The organism is Allomesorhizobium aridi (genome assembly GCF_043769475.1).
Classification (GTDB): Bacteria; Pseudomonadota; Alphaproteobacteria; order Rhizobiales; family Rhizobiaceae; genus Allomesorhizobium.
The window spans coordinates 855,625-880,562 of sequence record NZ_CP171729.1 but is presented as its reverse complement, the minus strand read 5'-3'; the positions used below and the strand labels follow the sequence as shown (position 1 = coordinate 880,562).

Genomic DNA, 24,938 nt, shown 5'->3' with positions numbered 1-24,938 from the left:
TTCCGGGCGGGAGGGAGGAGGAGGGAGCCCGCCCGGAAGCGCTCGCGGTCAACTTCAAGTCAGTTGATGCCCTTGCCGCCGCATTTTCCGGAGGCGACATTGAAGTTTCCGCACGAGAGCGGCGCGCGCCAGTCGGCGATCAGGTCCTTCGAATCCGGCAGGTAGTCCGACCATTCGTCGCCGACCACCAGGCCCGACGTCTCCCAGACGGTTTCCATCTGGCCATCGGCCTGGATTTCGCCGATCAGCACCGGCTTGGTGATGTGATGGTTCGGCATCATGGTGGAGAAGCCGCCGGAAAGGTTCGGCACTGAAACGCCGACGATCGAATCGATGACGGCATCGGGATCGGTGCTGCCGGCCTTTTCGACTGCTTTGACCCACATGTTGAAGCCGATGACATGGGCTTCCATTGGGTCGTTGGTGACGCGCTTCGGATTCTTGGTATATTCCTGCCACTTGGCGATGAAGTCGGCGTTTTCTGGCGTGTCGACCGACTGGAAGTAGTTCCACGCGGTCAGGTGTCCGACCAGCGGCGCAGTATCGAGGCCGGCAAGTTCCTCTTCGCCTACCGAGAAGGCAACGACCGGGATATCCTCGGCCTTGATGCCCTGGTTACCGAGCTCCTTGTAGAACGGCACGTTGGCGTCGCCGTTAATGGTCGAGACCACGGCGGTTTTCTTGCCCGCCGAGCCGAAGTTCTTGATGTCGGTCACGATGGTCTGCCAGTCGGAATGACCGAACGGCGTGTAGTTGACCATGATGTCTTCCTTGGCCACGCCCTTCGCTTCGAGATAGGCCTGGAGGATCTTGTTGGTGGTCTGCGGATAGACGTAGTCCGTGCCGGCCAGCACCCAGCGCTCGACGCCTTCGTCATTCATCAGGTAGTCGACCGCGGGAATTGCCTGCTGGTTGGGCGCCGCGCCTGTGTAGAACACGTTGCGCTGGCTTTCCTCGCCCTCATACTGGACGGGATAGAAGAGCAGCGAGTTCAGTTCCTCGAACACCGGCAGCACGGACTTGCGCGACACCGAGGTCCAGCAGCCGAAAACCGCGGCGACCTTGTCCTTCTCGATCAGCTCGCGGGCCTTCTCCGCAAACAGCGGCCAGTCGGAAGCCGGGTCCACGACCACGGCTTCGAGCTTTTTGCCGAGCACGCCGCCCTTCTTGTTCTGCTCCTCGATGAGGAACAGCATCGTATCCTTCAGCGTCGTCTCCGAAATCGCCATCGTCCCCGACAGCGAATGGAGTACGCCGACCTTGATAGTGTCGTCCTGCGCCCTTGCTGGCGCCGCCATCAGCATGCCCGCCGCGAGCGCGCCCGCGGAAAACAGCTTCGCCATCGCCGATAAATCACCCCTCATTAGAAAAAACCTCCGAACAGAGTTGCACGGCAATAGCCAACGCAACGACCGTGCCAGTTCGGAAGGAGGGTTTCGGCAGGCTGGATTTTCGGGTTTTTACAATTGGTTAACCGACGACTCGGGCTGAACTGACAACGCGCTGGTCAGTACGGTGCGGCTGAATTAGGCAGATGCAAACGGATGTGCCCAAGAACCGGGCTTTCTGGAAATGTGCATAAAAATTGCTCACTCCTTCTCGTGGCGAATGCGTCGATTGAGGCCAGGGGACGGAGCATCCATTTGCGCCACCTGCCTCAGCTGCCTAGAATGCGATCAGGCGCGGGACACAAATCTAACCAGGGAGCGAAACAATGCCATCGAATTTCGTCTGGTACGAGCTGATGACCACCGACCTCGACGCCGCCGAATCCTTCTACAAGACCGTCGTGGGCTGGAACTCCGAAGCCTGGGACAGCCCCGAGATGCGCTACGTGATCGTGAAGGCCGGCGATACTGCAGTCGGAGGGCTGATGACCATTCCCGAGCAGGCCGCTGCAATGGGCGCACGGCCGGCATGGACCGGCTACATAGAGACCGGAGATGTCGACGCCGGAACCGAAAGCGTGAGACAGGCCGGCGGCACGGTCCATCGCCAGCCGGCCGACATTCCGGAGGTCGGACGCTTCTCGGTCGTAGCCGACCCGCAAGGCGCGATGTTCGTGCTGTTCAAGCCGCAGGGCGAGGGCCAGCCGCCCGCGCCGCCGATGACGCCCGGCCATGTCGGCTGGCACGAACTCTATGCGGCAGAGTGGAAGAGCGCGTTCGATTTCTATGCCGGCCAGTTTGGCTGGACCAAGACCGACGCGATGGATATGGGTGAGATGGGGACCTACCAGATGTTCTCCGTCGGCGGCGAGGCGATCGGCGGCATGTTTAACAAGCCGGCCGATGTGCCTGCCCCGTACTGGCTCTTTTATTTCAACGTCGGCGATATCGACGCCGCGACCCAGCGCGTCACCGGCAATGGCGGCAAAGTGCTGATGGGCCCGATGGAGGTGCCCGGCGGCGGCTGGATCATTCAGGCAAGCGACCCGCAGGGCGCAATGTTCGCGCTGGTAGGCCGCAAGGGCTAAAATATTGGGCAGGCGTCGGGGACAGTTTACTTTTTTGCCCCGGGAGGGCATCGACGGCTCCGCGTTCGCGCAAGGGGCAAAAAGTAAACTGTCCCCAACGGAGGCTCGATGTTCAGCAAAATCCTGATCGCCAATCGCGGCGAGATCGCAGTCCGCGTCATCCGCACCGCGCGCAAGATGGGCGTGAAGACCGTCGCCGTCTATTCGGACGCCGATGCCAAATCACTGCATGTCGCCATGGCCGACGAGGCCGTGCATATCGGCCCCTCGCCGGTCGGCGAAAGCTACCTCGTCGGCGACAGGATCATCGCGGCGGCGTTGGATACCGGCGCCAAGGCGATCCATCCTGGCTATGGCTTTCTGTCCGAAAATCCCGATTTCGTCGACAAGGTGACGACAGCAGGCCTTATCTTCATCGGACCTTCGGCCGCCTCGATCCGCGCCATGGGATTGAAGGACGCGGCAAAGCTCCTGATGGAAAAGGCCGGCGTGCCGGTTGTGCCGGGCTACCACGGCGACGGCCAGGCGCTGGTGCTGCTCGCCACCAAGGCGCGCGAGATCGGCTATCCCGTGCTGATCAAGGCGCGGGCCGGCGGCGGCGGCAAGGGCATGCGGCGGGTCGAAAGCCCCGACGATTTCGCCGAGGCGCTGTCGGGGGCCAAGCGGGAGGCCAAGGCCTCGTTCGGCGACGACCATGTGCTGGTGGAAAAATACGTCGACAAGCCGCGCCACATCGAGGTGCAGGTGTTCGGCGACAATTTCGGCAATGCGGTGCATCTCTTCGAGCGCGACTGCTCGGCGCAGCGCCGCCACCAGAAAGTGATCGAGGAGGCCCCTGCCCCCGGCATGCCGGAGGCCGTTCGCAAGGCAATGACCGACGCCGCTGTAAAGGCGGCGAAGACGATAAAATATTCAGGCGCCGGCACGATCGAGTTCATCGTCGACGCCTCCGAGGGGCTCCGGCCCGACCGCTTCTGGTTCATGGAAATGAACACGCGCCTGCAGGTCGAGCACCCGGTGACCGAGATGGTGACCGGCGTCGACTTGGTCGAATGGCAACTCAGGGTGGCGGCGGGCGAGAAGGTGCCTATGAAGCAGGACGAGATCAAGCTCGACGGCCACGCTTTCGAGGCGCGCATCTACGCAGAGGATCCGGCGCGGGGCTTTTTGCCCGCCATTGGCACGCTGCACCATCTGCAATTCGCGGATGTGGCGAACAGCGCAAAGCTTCGGGTCGAGACCGGGGTGCGGGCCGGCGACGCCGTCTCGCCCTTCTACGATCCGATGATCGCCAAGTTGGTCGTGCACGGACCCGACCGCGAGACGGCGCTGACGGTGCTCGCCGATGTGCTGGAGCGCACCGAGATCGCCGGGTCGATCACCAATACGAGCTTCCTGGCGGCCCTTGCCCGCGATCCGGATTTCGCCGCCGGCGATGTCGACACCGGGCTGATCGCACGCAAACAGGAGGCGCTGACCACGGTCGCGCCGGCAAGTGCGGAGACGATCGCGCAGGCGGCGCTCGCCGCGTCGGGCATGGGAAGTGCTGCAGCGGGCGACCCTTGGGACGCGCTCGCCGGTTATGCGCATTTCCACGCCGGCGCGCGGCGGACGGTTCTGCGTCACGGGGAAACCGAAACGGTCGCGCTGATCTCACCGCGCCCTGACGGACTATTCGACGTTGCTCTGGATGGCGCCGCCTCTCACCCTTACCCTCTCCCCGTGACTGACGGGGAGAGAGGGGCGTCAGCGTTGCGACCAGTCCCCTTCACGGGGAGAAGATCCCGGCAGAGGGATGAGGAGCCGGATCGCAAGGTGCGCGTCGCCCTTTGGCCAGGCCACGTCACCGTCTTCGAGCGCGTTGCGTCCTACACGTTCGCGATACCCGACCCGTTTGCCAAAGCCGCCGACGCCGAAGCCGGCATAGCTTCGATGCGCGCACCGATGCCGGGGCTGGTGAAGGTGGTGAAGGCCGTCAGCGGCGAGATCGTTCGCAAAGGTCAGCCGCTGCTCATCCTCGAAGCCATGAAGATGGAGCACACAGTGGCCGCGCCGCATGACGGCGTCATCGCCGAGATCGCGGCGGAGGGCGCGCAGGTCACCGACGGAACCGTGCTGGTGCGGTTCGAGGAGGCCTCATAGACTTAGCCGCCGACGCATGCGCCGGCGGCCTGATACGGCCGTCTCAGGAATCGAGCGCCGGTTGCTTCGTTTTGCGCAGATAGGGCAGCACGCGGTCGAAACTGCCGAAGCGCTTTGTCGCGTCCTCGTCGGAAACGGCGGCTGTGATGATCACGTCCTCGCCCTGCTTCCACTGCGCCGGCGTCGCAACCTGATGCTTGGCGGTCAACTGGATCGAATCCAGCGCGCGTAGGATTTCGTCGAAGTTGCGCCCCGTCGTCATCGGATAGGTCAGCATCAGCTTGATCTTCTTGTCGGGACCGATCAGGAACACCGAGCGTACCGTCGCGTTGTCGGCGGGCGTCCTGCCTTCCGAGGTGTCGCCGGCGCCAGCCGGCAGCATGTCGTAAAGCTTGGCGACTGAGAGCGTCGGGTCGCCGATCATCGGATAGTTGACCTTGTTGCCCGACAGTTTCTCGATGTCTGCCTTCCACCTGTTGTGGTTTTCCACCGGATCGACCGAAATGCCGATCATCTTGGTGTTCCTGCGCGCGAACTCGTCCTTCAGCCCCGCCATGTAGCCGAGTTCGGTCGTGCAGACGGGCGTGAAATCCTTGGGATGCGAGAAAAGCACGGCATAGCCGTCGCCGATCCATTCGTGAAAATTTATCGGCCCCTCGGTCGTGTCGGCGCTGAAATCAGGGGCAGTGTCGTTGATGCGAAGGCCCATTGGTTTTCCTCCCGTGCCAGAAAAATGCCGCGCGTCGCCGCCACCATTTCGGACGGCCGAGAAAGCCTGAATGACGGCACGGCGTGAAGCCGCCATATTGCGGCAAGCCTGCGAAAAAGGAAACAGCCACGCCGGCTTTGTTCCCGCCGGTCGCGGCTGTTTCCTTGTCGAACACGATCCCCGAAAGCGTCCCCACGCTCGTGAATTCGCCGCTCACCCTGTCTTGACTGCGCGACTGGCCCGCCTCCAGGCTGCCGCGTTCTTTAAAGTTGAGGCCGATCCGTCTGTGCGGCTTGGGCCCGGGTATTCAGTCGATCCGGTGCGCTCAGTGCATCGTCATCCATTCGCGGGCCTCGCGAAGCGCCCGGGCAATCTCCTGCTTCGACATGGTCGCCGAAAGCTCCGAGCGCAGTTCCGCGGCCCGGTCCGAGCCTTTGATCGCCGCGATGTTGAACCATTTGTGCGCGGTGACGAGGTCGGCCTCGCAATCGCGGCCGGTCGCATACATCATGCCGAGTTCGAAAAGAATGTCGGCCTGGGCGGTTGCGCCCATCGCGCCGAAGCCTGCTTCAAACATTTCAAAACGTGCCATTTCGACAAGTCCCCTGTCTGTTCCTGAGAGCTGCCTTTTTGCCGTCGCGGCCTGCTCTTCCGATGCTTTCGAGAATGCCGCGCAGCCTTGAATCCGTCGTTAAGTGGCGTGCTTAATTTGCCGCAAACAAAATTCAAACAAGAGGTAAACTTCGGAATTCATTAGGGATATGGACGCTTGCATTGCTTGGGATTTGGCTGAAATTTGCCGAAAATTCGTGCCTTCCAGCGAAAGACTTCGTTCACCACGAAAACCGGTCGCGCAGACGCATCGGGCTTTCCGGACGGGAAAACGACGCGGAAAATCCTTGCTGTTCTTCCCCAGCGGCACCGCTTTTGTTTTCGTCGCGGCTGGACTAGCTTACGTTTGCGTAAAGGGACGCCGGGCGGAGGAGAAGCCCCGGCCCGTCGAACACCCAAGGGAGGAGGACACGAGATGTTTCGCAAAATGAGCATGGTCTTGGCCGCAACGTTGCTTTCAGCGGGCGCCGCCTATGCGGACCCGATCGAAGGCAACTGGAAGACGCAGAGCGGCGAGACCGCGGCTATCGGCGGCTGCGGCGGCGGCTTTTGCATCACGCTGAAGACCGGCAAGCATGCCGGCAAGCAGATCGGCAAGATGAACGCGAGCGGCGACAGCAAGTACAAGGGCACCATAACCGATCCCGCCGACGACAAGACCTATTCCGGATCGGCCAGCCTTTCGGGATCGAGCCTCAACATGACCGGTTGCGCGCTCAAGATCTTCTGCAAAACGCAGAAGTGGACCAAGCTCTAGGCTTGGCCTCACTCCCATAGAAAAGTCCCGCGAATCGGCTTTGCGGGGCTTTTTTCGCTTTGAGGCTCGGCGCCTCAGCGGTTGCACTCGTTGGTGTGGCGGTCGCATAGGGGATTTGCTCGGGCGCATACTGGCGGAAATGATGCGCCTGGCCGGCCACCTAGCGGCCCCAAGACCCGCCTGCCAGAACAGGCCTTGCTCGATTTCAGCGCGGGTGCGTTCATCCGCCGCACACACCTGCCGAACTTTCGCCCCCACATAGTGGGACTATGGCCTCTGGCTCGAAGATCGAGATCAGAAGGCTCCCGGGCCTCTTGGGTCGATGACCGCGGGGCACTGGCAAGCCCCGGCCGACGCTTCTCAACGATATTGAACGCCAGATGAACGCGGGCATCAGAGCCGGTTCAGCCGCGACAAGGCAATCTGCGTTCGATCGAGGGAAACGCTTCCATGCTCGCGCGCCGGTTCACCATAGTCTGCCTGTTCATGACCCTGTTCGGCATGTTGTTGGCGCTCCTCGTGGCCCATTCGAGCCGCCCCGCACGATCATGGGGCATCGGCATGGTCGTACCCTGCGTATTCGAAGATGGTTTTCGCTGCGCTCCGCCCAAACGCAAATAACGGAAACTGCAGCCTGGAATTGATGACAATGACCCTCTTCGCCGCCCAAACTCTCACGGTCCTCCGGCTGTTGCCCCGGGCGGCGCTCATCACGCTGCTGCTTGCCGCGCCCGTATTGGCCGTGCCGATGGCGCGCGGCGAAATAGGCACCACGATCGATGCGCCGAAGATGAAGAAGAAGGGCATGGGCTTCGTGCTGATGATCAGCCTGCAGCGCGGCTGAAGAAATAGAAGGCTGCGACCAGCTTTCGCGGTGCGCACCCCTCCCGCACCCCGTTCCAAGTCTCTATAATGGGTCATGGAAAAGAGAATCTACCCCGAACCGATCCAGAGCATCGCCTCGCCCGAGCCGTTCGCCAGGCAGAGCTTTACCGACCCGCGCGAAGCGGTGGCGGCGCTCGATGCGCTTTACCGGCGCAACACTTCCTTCCTGCGCGATTCATTCATAGCGCTTGGCAATGGCGGCGACACTCACCGCAAGTACCGCGCTTACTATCCCGAAGTCGGCGTCACGACTTCGTCCTATTCCCAAGTTGATTCACGGCAGGCCTACGGCCACATGCCGTCGCCCGGCCACTATACGACGACCATCACCAGGCCTGACCTGTTCAAGAACTATCTTGTCGAACAGCTGGGCCTGATCATGCGAAACCACGGCGTGCCGGTGGTGGTATCGGAATCGGAGACGCCGATCCCGGTGCATTTCGCCTTCCTCGAGGGCACCCATGTCGACGGGTCGATCGCCGAACGCATCAAGCGGCCTATCCGCGACCTGTTCGACGTGCCAGATCTCGACGGCACCGACGATCTTATCGCCAACGGCACTTTCGAGGCAGTACCCGGCGAGCCGCGGCCGCTGGCGCCGTTCACCGCCCAGCGCATCGACTATTCGCTGCATCGGCTGACGCACTACACCGCGACCAGTCCGGAGCATTTCCAGAATTTCGTGCTGTTCACCAACTACCAGTTCTATATCGACGAGTTCTGCGTCTACGCGCGCGAGCTGATGGCCAAGGGCGGAGGGAGCTACTCCGAATTCGTCGAGCCGGGCAACGTCATCACGCTCGCCGGCGAGACCAAGCCCACCGAGGGCGCAACGCCGTCGCGCCTGCCGCAGATGCCGACCTATCACCTGAAAAAGCCGAACCATGGCGGCATCACCATGATCAATATCGGGATCGGCCCGTCCAACGCCAAGACCATCACCGATCATGTCGCCGTGCTGCGGCCGCATGCCTGGCTGATGCTCGGCCATTGCGCCGGCCTCCGCAACACGCAGGCGCTCGGCGACTACGTGCTGGCGCACGCCTATGTGCGCGAGGACCACGTGCTCGACGCCGACCTGCCGGTGTGGGTGCCGGTCCCACCGCTGGCGGAGATACAGGTGGCGCTGCAGGAGGCGGTCGCGGAGGTCACCGGGCTGTCTGGCTACGATCTGAAGCGCATCATGCGCACCGGGACGGTCGCCACCATCGACAACCGCAACTGGGAACTGCGCGAGCAGCGTGGGCCGGTGCAGCGGCTGTCTCAGTCGCGGGCGATCGCGCTCGACATGGAATCGGCGACGATCGCGGCAAACGGCTTCCGCTTCCGCGTCCCGTACGGAACGCTGCTGTGCGTTTCCGACAAGCCGCTGCACGGCGAACTGAAGCTACCCGGCATGGCGTCGGAGTTCTACAAGCGCCAGGTCGCCCAGCACCTGACTATCGGCATCCGCGCCATGGAAAAGCTTGCCGAAATGCCGATGGACCGGCTGCATTCGCGCAAGCTGCGCAGTTTTTCGGAGACCGCATTCCAATAGACGTGCCGGCGGCCCGCGCCGACCATGAATGGGCCGCATTTCTGCCGATAAGGGCCGCGATGCACCCGACGAACATGCGAACCAAAATGTCCCTGTCGGCCTTGGCGGCGCCCGTCGCCCTGTCGCTGCCGCTGATTGCCGGCTTCTTCGGAAACGTGCACCCGGCATTCGATTCCTTCGCGCATTTCCGCATCCATCTCGCGGTGCTGATCGCGGCCTGCGCGGTGCTGCTCCTCGCACTTTCGCTGGTGAAGGAGGCTGTGGCCGCTCTCGCCTTCGCGCTGGCGGCAATCGCGACCACATCCGCCTCGATAAGCTTGCCGGGGCTTGGCCAGGTGCACGCGGCATTTGGCCAGAAGCAAGAAGGACAGGCGGTCTACCGCCTGCTGCAGATGAATGTTCGCTTCGACAATGCCGATCCGGCGCGGATATTGTCGCTGATCGGCCGCGTCCAGCCGGACGTGATCACACTCAACGAAGTGTCGTCGATGTGGGCGGAAAAGCTGGAACTGCTCTCCGCCGCTTATCCCCACCGCATCCTTTGCCCGTTTCCGGGGCGTCTCTGGGGAGCCGCGATCCTGTCGAAGCGGCCCTTCTCGGCCGGGAAAGAGCCGAGTTGCGACGGTCGCGGCTCGCTTGCCGTGGCCTCGATCGATTTCGGCGGGCGCGAGGTCGAGGTCGCAGCGATGCATCTCGGTTGGCCTTGGCCGTTTGAACAACCAGGAAACATAGCCGCCGTCTCGCCGCGGCTTGCGAAGCTTTCGGAGACGGCGCTGCTTGCCGGCGACATGAACGCTACGCCGTGGAGCGCGGCGGTCAAAAAGGTGGCGCAAGCGGGCGGACTGACGCTGGTCCCCTCGCCCGGAGCGACCTGGCTGTCGCGCCGGCTGCCCGACGGTTTCCGCTCGTTCGGGCTGCCGATCGACCAGGTTTTCGCGAAGGGCGACGTGCAGGTCAATTCGGTGCGGACGCTGGAAGATTCAGGTTCGGATCACCGGCCGGTGCTGGTCGAATTCTCGATCAGGCTTAGCGGCCGCGAAATCCCGCCCGACCCGGTGACCGTCTCCGTCGATCAGCCGACACGAAGCTAGAGCAAGCCGCCCGTTTTCGGAATCGGGCATCTCGTTCTCTTCGCATCGTTTTTGCCGAAAACCGGCATCCACTTTTCGGCACGATGCTCTGAGGCGCTACCTGGTCAGCATATCCAGCAGCTGGTCGACATTGCCGCCTTCGGCATGTTCCTTGTCGTCGAACCGCGCCTGCCTGGCCTCGTATTTGTCATAGCCCGCTTCTATCAGGCGCTCGATCTTCTTCTGCGACTTGATGCAGTAGCGGTCGTTCCCGACAGCCCGCCCCGACACGGACTTGTGGATCGCCGCGACCATCTGGCGGGCGATCTTCCCATGCATTTCCTCGTGCCGGCGCACACCTGCAATGAACGTCTTCCAGCGCCGCGCGAGCCTTGGCGAAGTGGGTCCGGCAAGTGCGGGATAGCGGTAGACTATCGACAGCGTTGCGTCCGCCGAGTTCAGGCGGCATTTGCCGTCTGATTTAAGCCAGTCGATCTTCCAGTCCACCTCGTAGCGTGTCTGCGCCATGGCGCGCGCGCGCAGGCCGTGTCTCGGCCCTTTGCGGTCCATCGCGTCCAGCAGTTCCTCGCCACTCTTCCCGGCAACGGCGTAAGTTTCGGTCCTGACGACGGTCTTCACGTCCGCCAGCGCCGGGCCAGCGCCCAGGCACACCACCAATGCAATGCAGATCCCCCGCATGCCCTCGCTCCCACAAGAAGCAAATCACACCACAATGCCGGGGGTTTTTCAATGGTTTCGCCGCGCCGGCGACCCCTGACATCACATATTGGGATAGACCGGCCCCTCGCCGCCCTGCGGCGGCACCCAGTTGATGTTCTGGTTGGGATCCTTGATGTCGCAGGTCTTGCAGTGGACGCAGTTCTGCGCGTTGATGACGAAGCGCGCATTGGCATGCCCGGGATCGCTCGCGATCGAATTGCCGTCCGCATCCACCCATTCATAAACGGCCGCCGGGCAGTAGCGTGACGAGGGCCCCGCGAAAACCTGATATTCCGAGCGCTTCTGCAGTTCCATGTCCTTGACCTGGAGGTGGACCGGCTGGTTCTCCTCGTGGTTGGTGTTGGACAGGAACACCGACGACAGCCTGTCGAAGGTCAGCACGCCGTCGGGCTTCGGATAGTCGATCTTCTTGTGCTTCTCGGCCGGTTCGAGGGTGGCATAGTCCGGCTTGCCGTGCTTCATCGTGCCAAACAGCGAGAGGCCGAACAGCGTATTGGTCCACATGTCGAAGCCGCCGAGCGCGACGCCAACGACGGTGCCGAAACGCGACCAGAGCGGCTTGACGTTGCGGACCTTCTTCAGGTCCTTGCCGATATCGGTGTCGCGCCAGGCGTTTTCATAAGCTTCCAGCTCGTCATTAGTCCGCCCGGCTGCGATTGCGGCCGCGGCGTGTTCGGCCGCGAGCATGCCCGACAGGACCGCATTGTGCGAACCCTTGATGCGCGGGACGTTGACCATGCCGGCCGAACATCCGATCAACGCGCCGCCGGGAAAGGACAGCTTCGGCACCGACTGCCAGCCGCCCTCGGTGATCGCGCGCGCGCCGTAGGAGATGCGCTTGCCGCCCTCGAACGTCCCGCGGATGGCCGGATGGGTCTTGAAGCGCTGGAACTCCTCGAAGGGATTCAGATAAGGGTTCTTGTAGTTCAGGTGCACGACGAAGCCGACGGCGACCTGGTTGTCCTCGAGGTGATAGAGGAACGATCCGCCGCCCGTCTTCAGGTCCAGCGGCCAGCCGAATGTGTGCTGGACCAGGCCAGGCTTGTGGTTCTCCGGCTTGACCTGCCAGAGTTCCTTGAGGCCGATGCCGTATTTTCCGGGCTGGCGACCCTCGTCCAGCCGGTACTTGGCGATCAGTTCCTTGGCCAGCGAACCGCGCGCACCCTCGCCGATCAGCACATATTTGCCGAGCAGCGCCATGCCGGGGGCGAAGCCCGGTCCGTGCGTGCCGTCGCGCTCGACGCCCATGTCGCCGGTGATGACGCCGGTGACGGCGCCGGCATCATTGTAGACCAGGCTTGCGGCGGCAAAGCCGGGATATATCTCCACGCCCAGCGCCTCGGCATGTCCGGCGAGCCAGCGGCAGACATTGCCCAGCGAGACGATGAAGTTGCCGTGATTGTTCATCAGCGGCGGCATGGCGAAATTCGGCAGGCGGAGCGATCCGGCCTTGCCAAGCACGAGGAACTGGTCGTCGGTGACCGGCGTCCTGAACGGGTGGCCTTCCTCGTCGCGCCAGCCGGGCAGCAGGCGGTCGATGCCGATCGGATCGACCACCGCGCCGGAAAGGATATGAGCGCCGACCTCGGCGCCTTTTTCCAGCACCACGACCGAAAGCTCGGGATTGACCTGCTTCAGGCGGATCGCCGCGGCGAGGCCGGCCGGCCCCGCGCCGACGACGACCACGTCGAATTCCATGCTCTCGCGTTCGATCTCGCTCATCAATTCCTCCGGGCTGGCTGCTTCCCGAATCGCGCGCCTGCTTTCCAGGCTTGCCGCCACCCAGGCATCTTGCTGGCAATGGCGCTCAATAGCCTATCCGCAAGCGACGCGAAACGGGCGCACCTGTCATAGTTTACGCCGCGCGCAACGCCACAGCCAGCCATATCTAACGTGCACGTAAACGTCAATTTGGCGGCTGCTGCATTGGCCAATTCAACCGAATTGATGTGTTCGCCGGCTGAATTTTCCTTCATACTTGCTGCATGCGGTGCGCAAGGGTCTTCCGATGCATTCTGCAATGCCTGCGTCCCGGACGCGGCAGCGTATCGCATTTGCTTGGAAGCGTCGTAGCGCTGTTTTGCCTGTTCGCTTCGGCCGGGGTCCAGGCCCAGATGGTGGGAGACGATGGGCTCTGGCTCGCCGGCGCCTATTCGTTCTCCGACGAACTCGGCGGTTTTCACATTATCGGCGTCAGGGGCATGGGAACGAAGGCAGACCCGATCGTCGTCTCCCAGGAATTGCTTTCGGCGACGCCGGTAACGCTGGTGATCCGGACGACGCGTCCGATTCGGCCGTTCGAGTCGCCGATCTACTACGCCAACGGCATCCTGCACCTGCGCATCGAAGTGCTGAACGGCAGCGAACAGGGCTGGGTGGAATTCGAGTTCGAACTCCAGGAACTGCTCGGGCAGGCAAGCGTGTTCGGAGACGGCCTGTCCTTCGACCAGAGAACCACCGACAAGTCCAACATTTCCTCGGACAGCTTCATCGAGTTCAGCCGCGATTTCGAACCATACGACAAGCTACTGTTTCGCAACGGCAAGATCGACCCGTGCCGGACGGCCGTGTTCGGCTTCCTGATCACCGACTTCACGCCCAAGCGGCAATTTTATCTGGTGCAGGATCCGCGCATCCCGTCCTCGTGACTTGCATTCGCATGGCCTGCGGAGGAATGTGCGCCATGACCTCGGCCGCCCGAAACCAGCCCCCGGACCTGCGTGACCTGCTCGCCTTCTACGCCGAAGCCGGCGCATACGAAGCGCTGGTCGAAGAGCCGGTGAACAGGCTTGCGCCAATCTCCCCCTGACGGGGAGAAGCCTGCGAAGCAGCCAGAGGGGGTTGGTCAAGGAAGTCCCGGGCGCAAAGAAACCTCGATCTCTGCCGCAGCAATCCCATCCGGCGGCTTCGCCGCCACCCTCCCCACAAGAGCGGAGATCGGCCAACCAAAAGCCGCCGTGCCTGACGGCGCGCAGGCGGCGCTGGCGCGCGAACTCGCCGCGAAGTCGGCCACGCTTGACGAGTTGCGCGAGCATCTGAACCGGTTCGAAGGCTGCAATCTCAAATTCACCGCCAAGAGCACCGTCTTTGCCGATGGCAATCCGGACGCGGCAGTCATGCTGGTTGGCGAGGCGCCAGGGCGCGACGAGGATGTCGAGGGGCTTCCCTTCGTCGGCCGCTCCGGCCAATTGCTCGACCGGATACTTGCGGCGATCGGCCTGGATCGAACCTCCGTCTACATCGCCAACGTCATCCCCTGGCGGCCGCCCGGCAACCGCACGCCGACACCGCACGAAACGGAAATCTGCCGCCCGTTCATAGAGCGGCAGATCGAACTCGCCGGTCCCAAACTGCTGATCACGCTCGGCGGGCCGTCGGCAAAGCTCCTGCTCAATACGGCCGACGGCATACTGCGGCTGCGCGGCAACTGGCGCTCGCATGTGACGGCTTCCGGCATCGCTATCCCGACCATGCCCACTCTTCACCCGGCCTATCTGTTGAGAAATCCCGCCCACAAGAAACTTGCATGGCGGGATTTCCTCGAAGTGAAGGCGCGGCTGAAGGAGTTAGGCTGAGGCCGCCGCACTCGTCGCCCGACGCATGCCGACGAACTGAAGCTCGGCCAGCACCGCCACGGCCAATGCCTGCGCGGCCACGAAGGCGATGCCGAGAATATTCGGCGAGACGAGCCCGCTGAACAGCAGGCCGAAGCTTGCCGCGACCCAGAGCGCATTTATGCCGATGATGTCGATCAGGATCAGCCGCGGCGCGGATTGCCGGCGCAGCGTGACGAGAAGCAGCGCCAGGAACGGAACCAGCGTAACGCCTGCCCAGAACAACAGCCCCGACGGCAGGCCGAGGAACGGCGACAGATAGGGCGCGCCGACAATCATCAGGATGGCGGCCGCGCCGCTGACGGCTGCGTCGGCTGCCAGAATGTTGCGGAGGAAGGGGGTCATGGTGGTGACGGTCATGGCAAAACTCCTGTTGTCTCGTGTCCGGCCGTCGCTGCGGCCATGGGTGGAGATTGCCGCGTTCGCCGCACCTTGGCGATTATGCGGGAGGTAATAGGAATGCCTCGCGCATCGGGCTAGTCTCGCAGCATGACGATGACAGCCTCCACCCTCACCCCCGCCTCCCCCGTCGGCGCCATGCTGCGCGAATGGCGGACCCGCCGCCGCATGAGCCAACTCGATCTCGCTTCGGAAGCCGAAATTTCGCAGCGGCATCTGAGCTTTGTGGAAAGCGGCCGCGCCGCGCCCTCGCGCGACATGGTGCTGCACCTCGCCGAGCAGCTGGACATCCCGCTGCGCGAACGCAACCAGCTGCTGCTGGCCGCTGGCTTCGCGCCGAGCTTCAACGAAAGGCGGCTCGACGACCCGTCGCTCGCGCCGGCGATGGCGGCCGTCAACCTGGTGCTCAAGGGCCACGAACCGTATCCAGCCATTGCCGTCGACCGCCACTGGAACCTGATCGCCGGCAACGCCTCGATCGGCCCATTCCTGGAGGACATAGGGGACCAGTCGCTGCTTGCGCCGCCCGTCAACGTGCTGCGGCTCAGCCTCCATCCTGGCGGGCTAGCTCCGCGCATCGTCAATCTCAACGAATGGCGCGCGCATCTGATTGAGCGGCTGAAGCGCCAGAACGACGCCGTCGCCGATCCGGTGCTGGCCGAACTTGAAAAAGAGCTTCTGTCCTATCCCGGCGCGCCGCGAACCGGCCGCCCGCCGCAACCGGACCCGATGGCGATCGCGCACCCGCTGCGCATCAGGCAGGGCGGCGCGGTTCTGTCCTTCATCAGCACCATCACCGTGTTCGGCACGCCGCTCGACGTGACGCTTTCGGAACTGGCGATCGAGATCCTTCTTTCCGGCGGACGAGGAGACCGGAGCGGCGCTGCGCAGCCTCGCCGGGAAGTAAATCGATCGCTCCTCACCCTTGCGGCGGAGTGACCTTTCGCGCCGCACCGCGCTTCAATCCAAGCTGGTGCTCGCGCCAGATGATGAAAAGCCCCGCGGCCACCACGATGGTGCCGCCGACCAGCATGTGGACGGTCGGGATATCGCCGAAGGCGAAATAGCCGACTGCAATGGCAAGGATCATCGAGGTGTATTCGAACGGCGCGACCGTCGACACATTTGCGTGCCGGTAGGCTTCCGTCATCAGCAATTGCGCGATGCCGCCGCAGATGCCGGCCGAGATCAGCAGCGCCGACTGTGTCGCGGAAAGCCCATCCCAGCCGAACGGCAAGGTCAAAAGCGAAATGACGCTCGCCGTCAGCGAGAACCACAGCACGATAGTGCCGGTCTTTTCCGTATGGACGAGGTTCCGCACGAGCAGCATGGCGCCCGCCGACATGGCGGCCCCCGCAAGTGCAGCGATGACGCCGAGCATTTGCTGGTCCGCCATCGCTGGGCCGGCGCGGAACAGCGTCATCTGTGGCCAGGAGACGATACAGACGCCGATCAGCCCGACCACCACCGCGCTCCAGCGATAGGCCCGCACGATCTCGCCGAGGAAGAGTGCGCCCATGACGACCACCAGCAGCGGCTGGGCATAGTTCAGCGTGATCGCCTCGGGCAGCGGCAGGCGCGTCAGCGCAAAGAAGCTCAACCCCATGGCTGCAACGCCGACAAGTCCGCGCGCGACATGGCTCATGGGCCGCGTGGTGTGGAACGCGGTCAACAAATCGCCGCGCCAGGCGAGAAAGACCAGGATCGGCAGCATCGCAAAGAAGGAGCGGAAGAAGACGATCTGACCGGCGGGAAGCTGCCCCGCAGCCTTGATCAGCGCCGACATCGCCACGAAAATCGCCACGGAGGCGACCTTGAACGCAATGCCTGTAAGCGGACTGCTCTGCCCTGTCGAACCGGGCGTCACTTCTCCGCCGCCTGAATGGCCGACCAGATGCGGTGCGGCGTCGCCGGCATATCGATATGGCCTATGCCGTAGGCGCGATGAAGCGCGTCCGTCACCGCGTTGATTGCAGCGGGGGCGGCGCCGATCGTTCCGGCCTCGCCGGCACCCTTTATGCCGAGCGCGTTGGTGGTGGAGGGCACGTTGCGCGTCTCGAAATGGAAGAACGGAAAATTGTCGGCGCGCGGCATTGCATAGTCCATGAAGCTCGCGGTCAGGAGCTGCCCGTCCTCGGAGTAGACCGTGTCCTCGCTCAGCGCCTGGCCGATGCCCTGCACCACGCCGCCATGCACCTGGCCCGCCAGCAGGATCGGGTTCACCGTCGCGCCGAAATCGTCGACGATGGTGTAGCCGACAATCTCCGTCTGCCCGGTGTCAGGGTCGATCTCGACTTCGCAAATATGCGTGCCGTTCGGATAGGTCGCCTCGTCCTGCACGAACTCACCGAACCCCGTCAGGTCCTCGGGCTGCTTGGCAGCCTTGGCCACGTCCGCGAAGCTGATCGCGCTGTCGGTTCCGACGATGCGGGCCGATCCGTCGACCAGTTCGATGTCGGCCGCCGAAGCCTCGAGTTCATCGGCGGCGATCCTGCGGATCTTCTCCGCAAGGTCCTCGCCGGCGCGAGCCGCCGAAACGCCGCCCAGCGGGATTGAGCGCGAGCCGCCGGTGCCTCCGCCGGTGGCGAGCCGGTCGGTGTCGCCTTGGTGCATCTTCACCTTCGAAATGTCGATGTTGAGCTTTTCGGCGACGAACTGCGCGTAGGCGGTGGCGTGGCCCTGCCCATTGGTCTGGGTGCCGATCAGCAGAGTCACCGTGCCGTCTCCATTCAGTTCGAGATGCGCCGGCTCGGAGCCCGCGAAGGCGCAAGCCTCGATATAGGTCGCCATGCCAATGCCGCGGATTTTTCCGGCGGCCTTCGACGCCGCGAGCCTCTGGTCAAAACTTTCCCAGCCGGCCCGCTCCATGGCCTGCCGCATATGTCCTTCGAACTCGCCGACGTCATAGAGCCTGTCGGTCTGGGTGCGGTAGGGAAACTGGTCAGGCCGGATGAAATTGCGGCGGCGGATTTCGTCGGGGCCGACACCGAGGTCGCGCGCACAAGCATCCACCAGCTTTTCCAGCAGGAACGCCGCCTCGGGCCGCCCAGCGCCGCGATAGGCGTCGACCGGGCAGGTGTTGGTGTATACGCCGGCAATCGACACATCGAGCGCCTGGATGTCGTAGACGCCGGTCGACATGGTCGCGCCGACATAGGGGATGAACGGGCCGTATTGGGAAACATAGGCGCCGATATTGGCGACGAGATCGACGCGCAGAGCCAGGAAGCGGCCATCGCCGTCCATAGCCATTTCGGCGGTCACGACATTGTCGCGCCCCTGGGCATCTGTCAGGAAATGCTCGGTCCGGTCGCCGGCCCATTTGACCGGGCGGCCGAGCCGCTTGGCAGCTTCCAGCACCAGCGGATATTCCCGATAGACGAAGGTCTTGGGACCGAACCCACCGCCGACGTCGGGGGTGATGACGCGCAGCTTTTCCGGCGCGATCTTCAGCACCTGCTTGGCGATGATGGTTTGCATCGAATGCACGCCCTGCGAACCGGTGGTCAGCACAAAGCGATCTTCGTCCGCTTTCCACTCGCCGATCGCCGAGCGCGCCTCCATGTAGTTGCAGACGAGCCGGTTGTTGACGAATTCGATGCGGGTGACGCTCGCCGCGCGGGCAAAGGCCGCCTCGGCCTTGGCGCGGTCGCCGAAATGATAGGTGAAGGCGCGGTTCGAGCCGAATTCCGGCCACACCAGCTGTGTTTCGGGGTCGAGTGCGGCCGCCGTCCCGCTTGCCGCTTCCTCGCCCTCATAGTCGATCTCGATGAGTTCGGCGGCGTCCTGTGCCAGCGCGCGGCTGTCGGCGACCACGAAGGCGACGGCATCGCCGACATAATTCACCCGTTCCCGGCAGAGGATGGGAATGTCGCGCGTAGGCGCCCTGCTGCCGTCCGGCTGTTTCTGCATGGCGCCGGAACGCAAAGCGCCGAGATGCGCGACATCCTGCCCTGTCAGAACCAGATGCACGCCCGGCGCCGCTTTCGCTGCCTCGATCGAGCCGATACTGAAAGTTCCCTTGGCGACGGGCGAGCGCAGCACATAGCCGTGCAGGACGCCTGCAGGCGCGATATCGTCGGTATAGCGGCCCTGGCCGGTGATGAATGCCTGATCTTCCAGACGCAGGACGGAAGCGCCCATCCCGAATTTCGGCGTGACGACGGTCATGAAGGCCCCATAAGGATGGTTGGAAAATGCCAGCCTCAAATAGGCTCGATGGCAGTTTTGTCGAGTGGGTCTTTCGTGTAAAGAGCACCACCCTCATTTTATTGGACCAGCCGCCCAGCCCTCGAACTGCCGGAATTCGACAGGAAAGTACTGAAATGCGCACAGACACCGGCCAGGTTTTCCGGCTCGAAGACTACCGTCCCAGCGATTATCTTATCCCGCAGACGAAGCTGACCTTCAGGCTTTCGCCGGACATGACGGTCGTCGTCGCCGAACTGACCATCGAGCGCCGGGCCGGCGTCGACAAGGGCGCGGCGCTGGTTCTCGATGGCGACGGTCTCGTGCTTACCGGCATCGCGATCGACGGCCGGTCGCTGACGGCTTCCGACTACGGGGCGACGCCGGACAGGCTGATAATACCGGTCCCGCCATCGGAGCCGCGGTTCCAGTTGCTGATCGAGACCGAGATTGCGCCGTCGAAGAACCAGGCGCTGATGGGCCTCTACCGCTCCAACCGCGTCTATTGCACGCAATGCGAAGCCGAGGGTTTCCGCCGCATCACTTATTTCCTCGACCGCCCGGACATCCTCTCGGTCTATACAGTCCGTATCGAGGCGCATCGCGAGGAAGCGCCGCTGCTCCTATCCAACGGCAACCTCGCGGAAAGCGGCGATCTCGGCGACGGCCGGCATTACGCCGTCTGGCGCGATCCCTTCCCAAAGCCGTCCTATCTTTTTGCTCTGGTGGCCGGCGATCTCGGCATCGTGCGCGATACGTTCGTCACCGCTTCGGGCCGCAATGTGGAACTCGGCATCTATGTCGAGCACGGCAAGGAGCGGCTCGCAGCCTACGCCATGGACGCGCTGAAGCGGTCGATGCGCTGGGACGAGGAGGTGTTCGGGCTGGAATACGACCTCGACGTCTTCAACATCGTCGCGGTGTCGGATTTCAACATGGGAGCCATGGAAAACAAGGGGCTCAACGTCTTCAACGACAAATATGTCCTGGCCGACGAAGAGACCGCCACCGACGCCGATTTCGCCAATATCGAGGCGATCATCGCCCATGAATATTTCCACAATTGGACAGGCAACAGAATCACTTGCCGCGATTGGTTCCAGCTTTGCCTTAAGGAAGGGCTGACGGTTTACCGCGACCATGAATTCTCGGCCGACCAGCGCTCGCGCGCCGTCAAGCGCATCGCCGAGGTGCGGACGCTCAGGGCACATCAGTTTCCCGAGGACCAGGGGCCGCTCGCGCATCCGGTGCGCCCGCGCCGCTACCGCGAGATCAACAATTTCTACACGGCCACCGTCTACGAAAAGGGCTCCGAGGTCGTGCGCATGATCCGCACCATTCTCGGGGCAAAGCTGTTCCGCAAGGGCATGGACCTCTACTTCGAGCGCCATGATGGCGAGGCCGCGACGATCGAGGACTTCCTGAAGGTGTTCGAGGATGTGTCGGGCCGCGACCTCTCGCAGTTCGCGCTCTGGTACCACCAGGCCGGCACGCCCAATCTCGCCGTCACCACCTCGCACAATCCGGCATCAGCGGAATTCACGCTGGAGATCGAGCAGTCGGTGCCGCCGACGCCGTCGGAAAGCCGCAAGCGCCTGATGCACATTCCGCTGGCCTTCGGCCTCGTCGGGCCGGACGGCAAGGACCTTGCCTATGGAAGTGCGGAAGGCGCGAGCGTCGAGGGCGGCGTCGTCCATATCCGCAAGCGGCGTCATGTCGTGAAGTTTTCCGGCGTCTCCGAGCGCCCGGCGGTTTCGCTCAACCGCGGCTTTTCCGCGCCGATCACGCTGTCGGTCGAGCAGCGGGCGGAGGACCAGTTCTTCCTCGCCCGGCATGACAGCGACGCGTTCTCGCGCTGGCAGGCATTCAATACCCTGCTCAGCGAAGCGCTGATCGCGGCGTTCCGCAGCAATCTCGGCGGCAAGCAGCCTGAATTCTCGGAAGGGTTGGCCGAACTCGCCGGAACGATTGCCGGCGACGAGGCGCTGGAGCATGCCTTTCGCGCGCTCGCGCTGACCCTGCCGGGCGAAGCCGACATTGCGCGCGAGATCAGCGCCAACATCGATCCCGACGCGATCTACGCCGGGCGCGAAGCCCTGACGGCCACGATCGCCAAAGCCAATCGCGGCCAGTTTTCGGCGCTCTATGGTCAGTTGGACGGCACGGGTCCGTTCAACCCTGACGCGGCAAGTGCGGGGCGGCGGGCGCTGCGCAATGCGCTTTTGGACTATCTATCGGCGCTCGAAGGCGGCGCGGCGCTTGCCGCTGCCCACTTCGCCAGCGCCACCAACATGACCGACCGGGCGGCGGCGCTCACCGCGCTCGCGCACCGCCACGCCGGTTCGGCCGAAGCCCGCGAGGCGCTTGCCGCCTTCGAACGGAAATACCGGGCCGATCCGCTGGTCATGGACAAATGGTTCCAGATCCAGGCGGCGACGCCGGGACATGGCACGGTCGACGCGGTCAGGGCGCTGATGAAGCATCCCGGTTTCTCGATGACAAATCCCAACCGGGTACGCTCGCTGGTCGGCACTTTCGTCAGCGCCAACCAGACCGGCTTCCACCGCCCCGACGGCGCGGGATACCAGCTTTTCGTCGAGACCGTGCTGGCGGTCGAGAAGCGCAATCCGCAGGTCGCGGCGCGACTTGCCACCGCGCTCCGGTCTTGGCGCTCGCTCGAACCGGTGCGCCAGGCCAAGGCGCGCGAGGCGCTGCTGGCGATCTCCTCGACGCCAAACCTCTCGGCCGATCTTCGCGACATCATCGAGCGGACGCTGGCCTGACCGCCCTTCTAGGGCGATCAGGCGCAATTCTTTTGCCCTCGCCACTGGACAAGCCGAATCACCTCTGATTCTTTAGGGCAGATTCGGATGTGCGGCGTTGCCGGATCGTCAATGAAAAAAGTCTTGGGGAGCCAGTCCATGGCGAAGACGGACGCGTGGGGCGCGCCCGGCGGCACTGATTTTGTCCGGCGCAAGGGTAACACCCTTGCCGGCAATGCCCGCATCATCGCCGAACCTGCCTACAGGCGGCTTCTCGCCGCGGAGCCTCTGTTGCGTCGGTCCATTCCCGCCCTGATCGTCATCTTCCTGCTCGTCGTTGCAGCCGCGCGCTTTCTTTCGCTGATAGCCTGGCAGGACGAGGTCGAGCGCAACGCCAAGGCCATCCTAAGCCTGGCAGCCGGCGAACTCGTCAACTCGATGATGGTGTCGGCGGCGGGCGGCGAACTCGACGACACAGCAAGCCGCGATCTGCTGGAACGCACCGTCCAGCACGGCGCGATGGGCAGCCGGCACGTTCTGGCGCTGACCGACGAGGCGTTCAGGATCGTCGCCGTCACCCCTGAATCGACCGACTGGGAAGGCAAGATGCTGGACGCCATCATGACCGGCGGCCAGCCGCTGTTCATGTTCGGCGAGCGCGCCGGGATCATGGAAGTGCGCATCGACGGCCGCGACTGGTACGCCGCAGTCAACCTGACGGAGGACCGAAAGGGCGCTGCCGCGGCGATGATCCCGCGCGACGCGGTCTTTGCCGAATGGCGCAAGACGGTGTCGCTGAACGTCACGCTGTTCGTGCTGACCGCCGGCGTGCTGATCATCATTCTCTACGCCTATTTCACGCAGGCCGCCCGCGCCCAGGCAGCCGACCGCATCTATCTCGAGGCGCATCAGCGCATCGACCTGGCGCTGGTGCGCGGCCGCTGCGGCCTGTGGGACTGGGACATGGTGCGCGGCAAGATGTACTGGTCGCGCTCCATGTACGACATGCTCGGCTACAAGCCCTGCGACACCATGCTGTCCTTCGGCGAGGTCGACGACATTATCCATGCGGATGACGGCGACCTGTTCCAACTCGCCAACCGCATCGTGGCGCGCGAGATCGACCATATCGACCAGGTGTTCCGCATGCGCCATGCCGACGGCCGCTGGGTCTGGGTGCGCGCGCGGGCGCAGGTGATCGATCCGGAAGCGCCCGAAATCCAGTTGATCGGCATCGCCGTCGATGTCACCGAGCAACGGCATCTGGCGCTGCGCTCCGAAGCCGCCGACATGCGCTTGCGGACCGCGATCGAAAACATCAACGAATCCTTCGTTCTGTGGGATTCGCAGCAGCGCCTCGTCATGTGTAACAGCAAGTACCAGCAGGATAACGGCCTGTCGGACCGCGACGTCGTGCCGGGAATCTCGCGCCAGGCGCTGGAAGAGCGGATGATCGCCTTCGCATCGGAGCGGCGGCTGGCCAACGCCAACGGCCCCGGTGGCGGCGCGACCTTTGAGCGGCAGCTGGCCGACGGACGCTGGCTTCAGGTCAACGAATTGAAGACGCGCGACGGTGGCACGGTCTCGGTTGGCTCCGACATCACGCTCATCAAGCAACATCAGGAAAAGCTGGTCGATAGCGAGCGGCGGTTGATGGCCACTATCCACGATCTCAGCCTGGCGCGGCGCGCCGAGGAAGAGCGGGGGCGCGAACTGGTCGAGCTCAACCGCAAATACATGCGCGAAACCGAGCGCGCCGAAGCCGCGAACCGCGCCAAGTCCGAATTCCTGGCCAACATGTCGCATGAGCTGCGCACGCCGCTCAACGCCATCATCGGCTTTTCGGAACTGATGGAGTCCGGCCTTTTCGGACCGCTCGGCTCCGATCGCTATGAGGAATATGCCAGCGACATCGCCAACAGCGGCAAATACCTGCTCGGCGTCATCAACGACATTCTCGACATGTCGAAGATCGAGGCGGGGCAGTTCTCGATGGAGCGCGAGGAGATCGACCTCTGCCCGCTGATTCGCGAAACCGTGCGCGTGGTCTCTCTACAGGCGGCGGAAAAGTCGATCGCGGTCGAGACGCAGATCGCCGAGTCGATGCGGCTTGTCGCCGACCGCCGAGCGATCAAGCAGATCGTCATCAACCTTTTGTCGAACGCGGTGAAATTCACCGGCCAGGGCGGCCATATCTCGGTCAGGGCGCGCAACGTCTCCGGCGCGCTGATGCTGACCATCGAAGACACCGGCTGCGGCATTCCCAGGGACGCGCTGGGCAAACTCGGCCGTCCGTTCGAGCAGGTGCAGAACCAGTTCTCCAAAAGCCATGCCGGCTCCGGCCTCGGCCTCGCGATTTCCAGGTCGCTCGCCGAACTGCATGGCGGCGCGCTGAAGATACGCTCGACCGAAGGCGTCGGCACCATCGTGTCGGTGCGCATCCCCGTCCGCAAGGGCTCGGCGGCGACCAAAGCCGCCGCCTGAAGCGCTTCGGCGGACGCCGGCGAGGATTCCCCCGCCGGCGCTATTGCTTAGGCTAGTGGCGGCCTCTGCGCCCATGCATGCGGTCCGGCATCTCCTCCTTGACCACCTTGCCGTCGTCGTTGCGGTCCATCAGGGCGAACATCTTCTTCTGACGTGCCTCGATTTCCGCGAGCGTAAGCATGCCGTCGCCGTCCTTGTCGAAGCGCTCGACGATGCGTTGCGCCCGGCGTTCTGCTCGCATACGCTCGATCTCGGAGGCGATTTCGGCCACCGTCATCTTGCCGTCGCCATTGGCGTCGGCGGTGCCGATGCGGGCCTTCATAGCCGCCGCGAACTCCTCGAAGGTGACGTCGCCGCTTTTGTCGGCATCGGTCTGTTCGAAGTGCATGCCGCGTTGACCCATGCCGCCGCGACGGCCCTGGCCATCCGCGGCAACGGCGACGGAACCCGCGGTTCCGGCAAGCGCGAGAAACGCGATCGCAAGTTTGGTCGATTTCTTCATGGTCTTCTCCTGTTGCATCGTCACCCCCGATGCGGTTCGAAACGGATTGTCGGGCTTCCC

At 63.6% G+C, this 24,938-nt stretch carries 18 protein-coding genes and 2 pseudogenes; 11 read left to right on the top strand and 9 right to left on the bottom strand.

All coding sequences use genetic code 11. From position 1 onward, the window contains the following. Positions 1–59 precede the first annotated feature (59 nt). Positions 60–1,343 (bottom strand): urea ABC transporter substrate-binding protein, encoded by a 1,284-nt coding sequence (gene urtA, locus ACG873_RS06250; RefSeq protein WP_394893382.1) that lies wholly within the window; start codon positions 1,341–1,343, stop codon positions 60–62. A gap of 371 nt (positions 1,344–1,714) precedes the next feature. Between urtA and ACG873_RS06245 the strand changes: the two genes are divergently transcribed. After that, positions 1,715–2,476 carry a VOC family protein gene (locus ACG873_RS06245; RefSeq protein WP_394890933.1) on the top strand — a complete coding sequence of 254 codons (762 nt, stop codon included), beginning with the start codon at positions 1,715–1,717 and terminating at the stop codon, positions 2,474–2,476. Positions 2,477–2,584: 108 nt separating this feature from the next. Then, a complete protein-coding gene (locus tag ACG873_RS06240; protein WP_394890932.1) occupies positions 2,585–4,618 on the top strand; it encodes an acetyl/propionyl/methylcrotonyl-CoA carboxylase subunit alpha in 2,034 nt (677 codons plus the stop codon). Between the two features lie 43 nt (positions 4,619–4,661). On the opposite strand, the gene ACG873_RS06235 is transcribed toward ACG873_RS06240, so the two are convergent. Both ACG873_RS06235 and ACG873_RS06230 read right to left on the bottom strand, forming a co-directional pair. Then, positions 4,662–5,327, bottom strand: a complete 666-nt coding sequence (locus ACG873_RS06235) for a peroxiredoxin (RefSeq protein ID WP_394890931.1) — start codon at positions 5,325–5,327, stop codon at positions 4,662–4,664. A gap of 325 nt (positions 5,328–5,652) precedes the next feature. After that, positions 5,653–5,919, bottom strand: coding sequence for a sel1 repeat family protein (locus tag ACG873_RS06230; RefSeq protein WP_394890930.1), 267 nt, complete (start codon positions 5,917–5,919; stop codon positions 5,653–5,655). Positions 5,920–6,354: 435 nt separating this feature from the next. Between ACG873_RS06230 and ACG873_RS06225 the strand changes: the two genes are divergently transcribed. From ACG873_RS06225 to ACG873_RS06210, 4 genes are all read left to right on the top strand, one after another. After that, complete coding sequence (locus ACG873_RS06225; protein WP_394890929.1) at positions 6,355–6,696, top strand: DUF2147 domain-containing protein; 342 nt, start codon at positions 6,355–6,357, stop codon at positions 6,694–6,696. Positions 6,697–7,345: 649 nt separating this feature from the next. Further along, positions 7,346–7,540, top strand: coding sequence for a hypothetical protein (locus ACG873_RS06220; RefSeq protein WP_394890928.1), 195 nt, complete (start codon positions 7,346–7,348; stop codon positions 7,538–7,540). Positions 7,541–7,615: 75 nt separating this feature from the next. Next, positions 7,616–9,118 carry an AMP nucleosidase gene (locus tag ACG873_RS06215; protein WP_394890927.1) on the top strand — a complete coding sequence of 501 codons (1,503 nt, stop codon included), beginning with the start codon at positions 7,616–7,618 and terminating at the stop codon, positions 9,116–9,118. A gap of 86 nt (positions 9,119–9,204) precedes the next feature. Continuing rightward, a complete protein-coding gene (locus tag ACG873_RS06210; protein WP_394890926.1) occupies positions 9,205–10,209 on the top strand; it encodes an endonuclease/exonuclease/phosphatase family protein in 1,005 nt (334 codons plus the stop codon). A gap of 96 nt (positions 10,210–10,305) precedes the next feature. On the opposite strand, the gene ACG873_RS06205 is transcribed toward ACG873_RS06210, so the two are convergent. Both ACG873_RS06205 and ACG873_RS06200 read right to left on the bottom strand, forming a co-directional pair. Continuing rightward, the gene (locus ACG873_RS06205; RefSeq protein WP_394890925.1) at positions 10,306–10,887 is read right to left on the bottom strand and encodes a DUF922 domain-containing protein; all 582 of its coding nucleotides are present in this window, start codon (positions 10,885–10,887) and stop codon (positions 10,306–10,308) included. 81 nt (positions 10,888–10,968) lie between these two features. Beyond that, entirely contained in the window at positions 10,969–12,651 is a 1,683-nt protein-coding gene (locus tag ACG873_RS06200) for an electron transfer flavoprotein-ubiquinone oxidoreductase (protein WP_394890924.1), read from the bottom strand. Positions 12,652–13,043: 392 nt separating this feature from the next. Here ACG873_RS06200 and ACG873_RS06195 point away from each other — a divergent pair, with 392 nt between their 5' ends. Together ACG873_RS06195 and ACG873_RS06190 are read left to right on the top strand one after the other, a co-directional pair. Continuing rightward, the gene (locus tag ACG873_RS06195; protein ID WP_394890923.1) at positions 13,044–13,577 is read left to right on the top strand and encodes a hypothetical protein; all 534 of its coding nucleotides are present in this window, start codon (positions 13,044–13,046) and stop codon (positions 13,575–13,577) included. A 35-nt stretch (positions 13,578–13,612) separates the two neighbouring features. After that, positions 13,613–14,504 (top strand): annotated as a pseudogene (locus tag ACG873_RS06190) (uracil-DNA glycosylase). On the opposite strand, the gene ACG873_RS06185 reads toward ACG873_RS06190, so the two are convergent. Then, positions 14,496–14,903: a hypothetical protein gene (locus ACG873_RS06185; protein WP_394890922.1), complete on the bottom strand. Its 408-nt coding sequence runs from the start codon at positions 14,901–14,903 to the stop codon at positions 14,496–14,498. The pseudogene ACG873_RS06190 and the gene ACG873_RS06185 overlap by 9 nt on opposite strands. A gap of 177 nt (positions 14,904–15,080) precedes the next feature. On the opposite strand from ACG873_RS06185, the pseudogene ACG873_RS06180 reads away from it, so the two are divergent. Beyond that, positions 15,081–15,849 (top strand): annotated as a pseudogene (locus tag ACG873_RS06180) (helix-turn-helix domain-containing protein). Positions 15,850–15,861: 12 nt separating this feature from the next. Here ACG873_RS06180 and ACG873_RS06175 read toward each other — a convergent pair. Together ACG873_RS06175 and ACG873_RS06170 are read right to left on the bottom strand one after the other, a co-directional pair. Further along, positions 15,862–16,728 (bottom strand): DMT family transporter, encoded by an 867-nt coding sequence (locus tag ACG873_RS06175; RefSeq protein ID WP_394893381.1) that lies wholly within the window; start codon positions 16,726–16,728, stop codon positions 15,862–15,864. Between the two features lie 77 nt (positions 16,729–16,805). After that, a complete protein-coding gene (locus ACG873_RS06170; RefSeq protein WP_394890921.1) occupies positions 16,806–19,112 on the bottom strand; it encodes a xanthine dehydrogenase family protein molybdopterin-binding subunit in 2,307 nt (768 codons plus the stop codon). 155 nt (positions 19,113–19,267) lie between these two features. Between ACG873_RS06170 and pepN the strand changes: the two genes are divergently transcribed. Both pepN and ACG873_RS06160 read left to right on the top strand, forming a co-directional pair. After that, positions 19,268–21,913: an aminopeptidase N gene (gene pepN, locus ACG873_RS06165; protein WP_394890920.1), complete on the top strand. Its 2,646-nt coding sequence runs from the start codon at positions 19,268–19,270 to the stop codon at positions 21,911–21,913. Positions 21,914–22,051: 138 nt separating this feature from the next. After that, positions 22,052–24,376, top strand: a complete 2,325-nt coding sequence (locus tag ACG873_RS06160; protein WP_394890919.1) for a PAS domain-containing sensor histidine kinase — start codon at positions 22,052–22,054, stop codon at positions 24,374–24,376. A 52-nt stretch (positions 24,377–24,428) separates the two neighbouring features. On the opposite strand, the gene ACG873_RS06155 is transcribed toward ACG873_RS06160, so the two are convergent. After that, positions 24,429–24,878, bottom strand: coding sequence for an EF-hand domain-containing protein (locus ACG873_RS06155; RefSeq protein WP_394890918.1), 450 nt, complete (start codon positions 24,876–24,878; stop codon positions 24,429–24,431). Positions 24,879–24,938 lie beyond the last annotated feature (60 nt).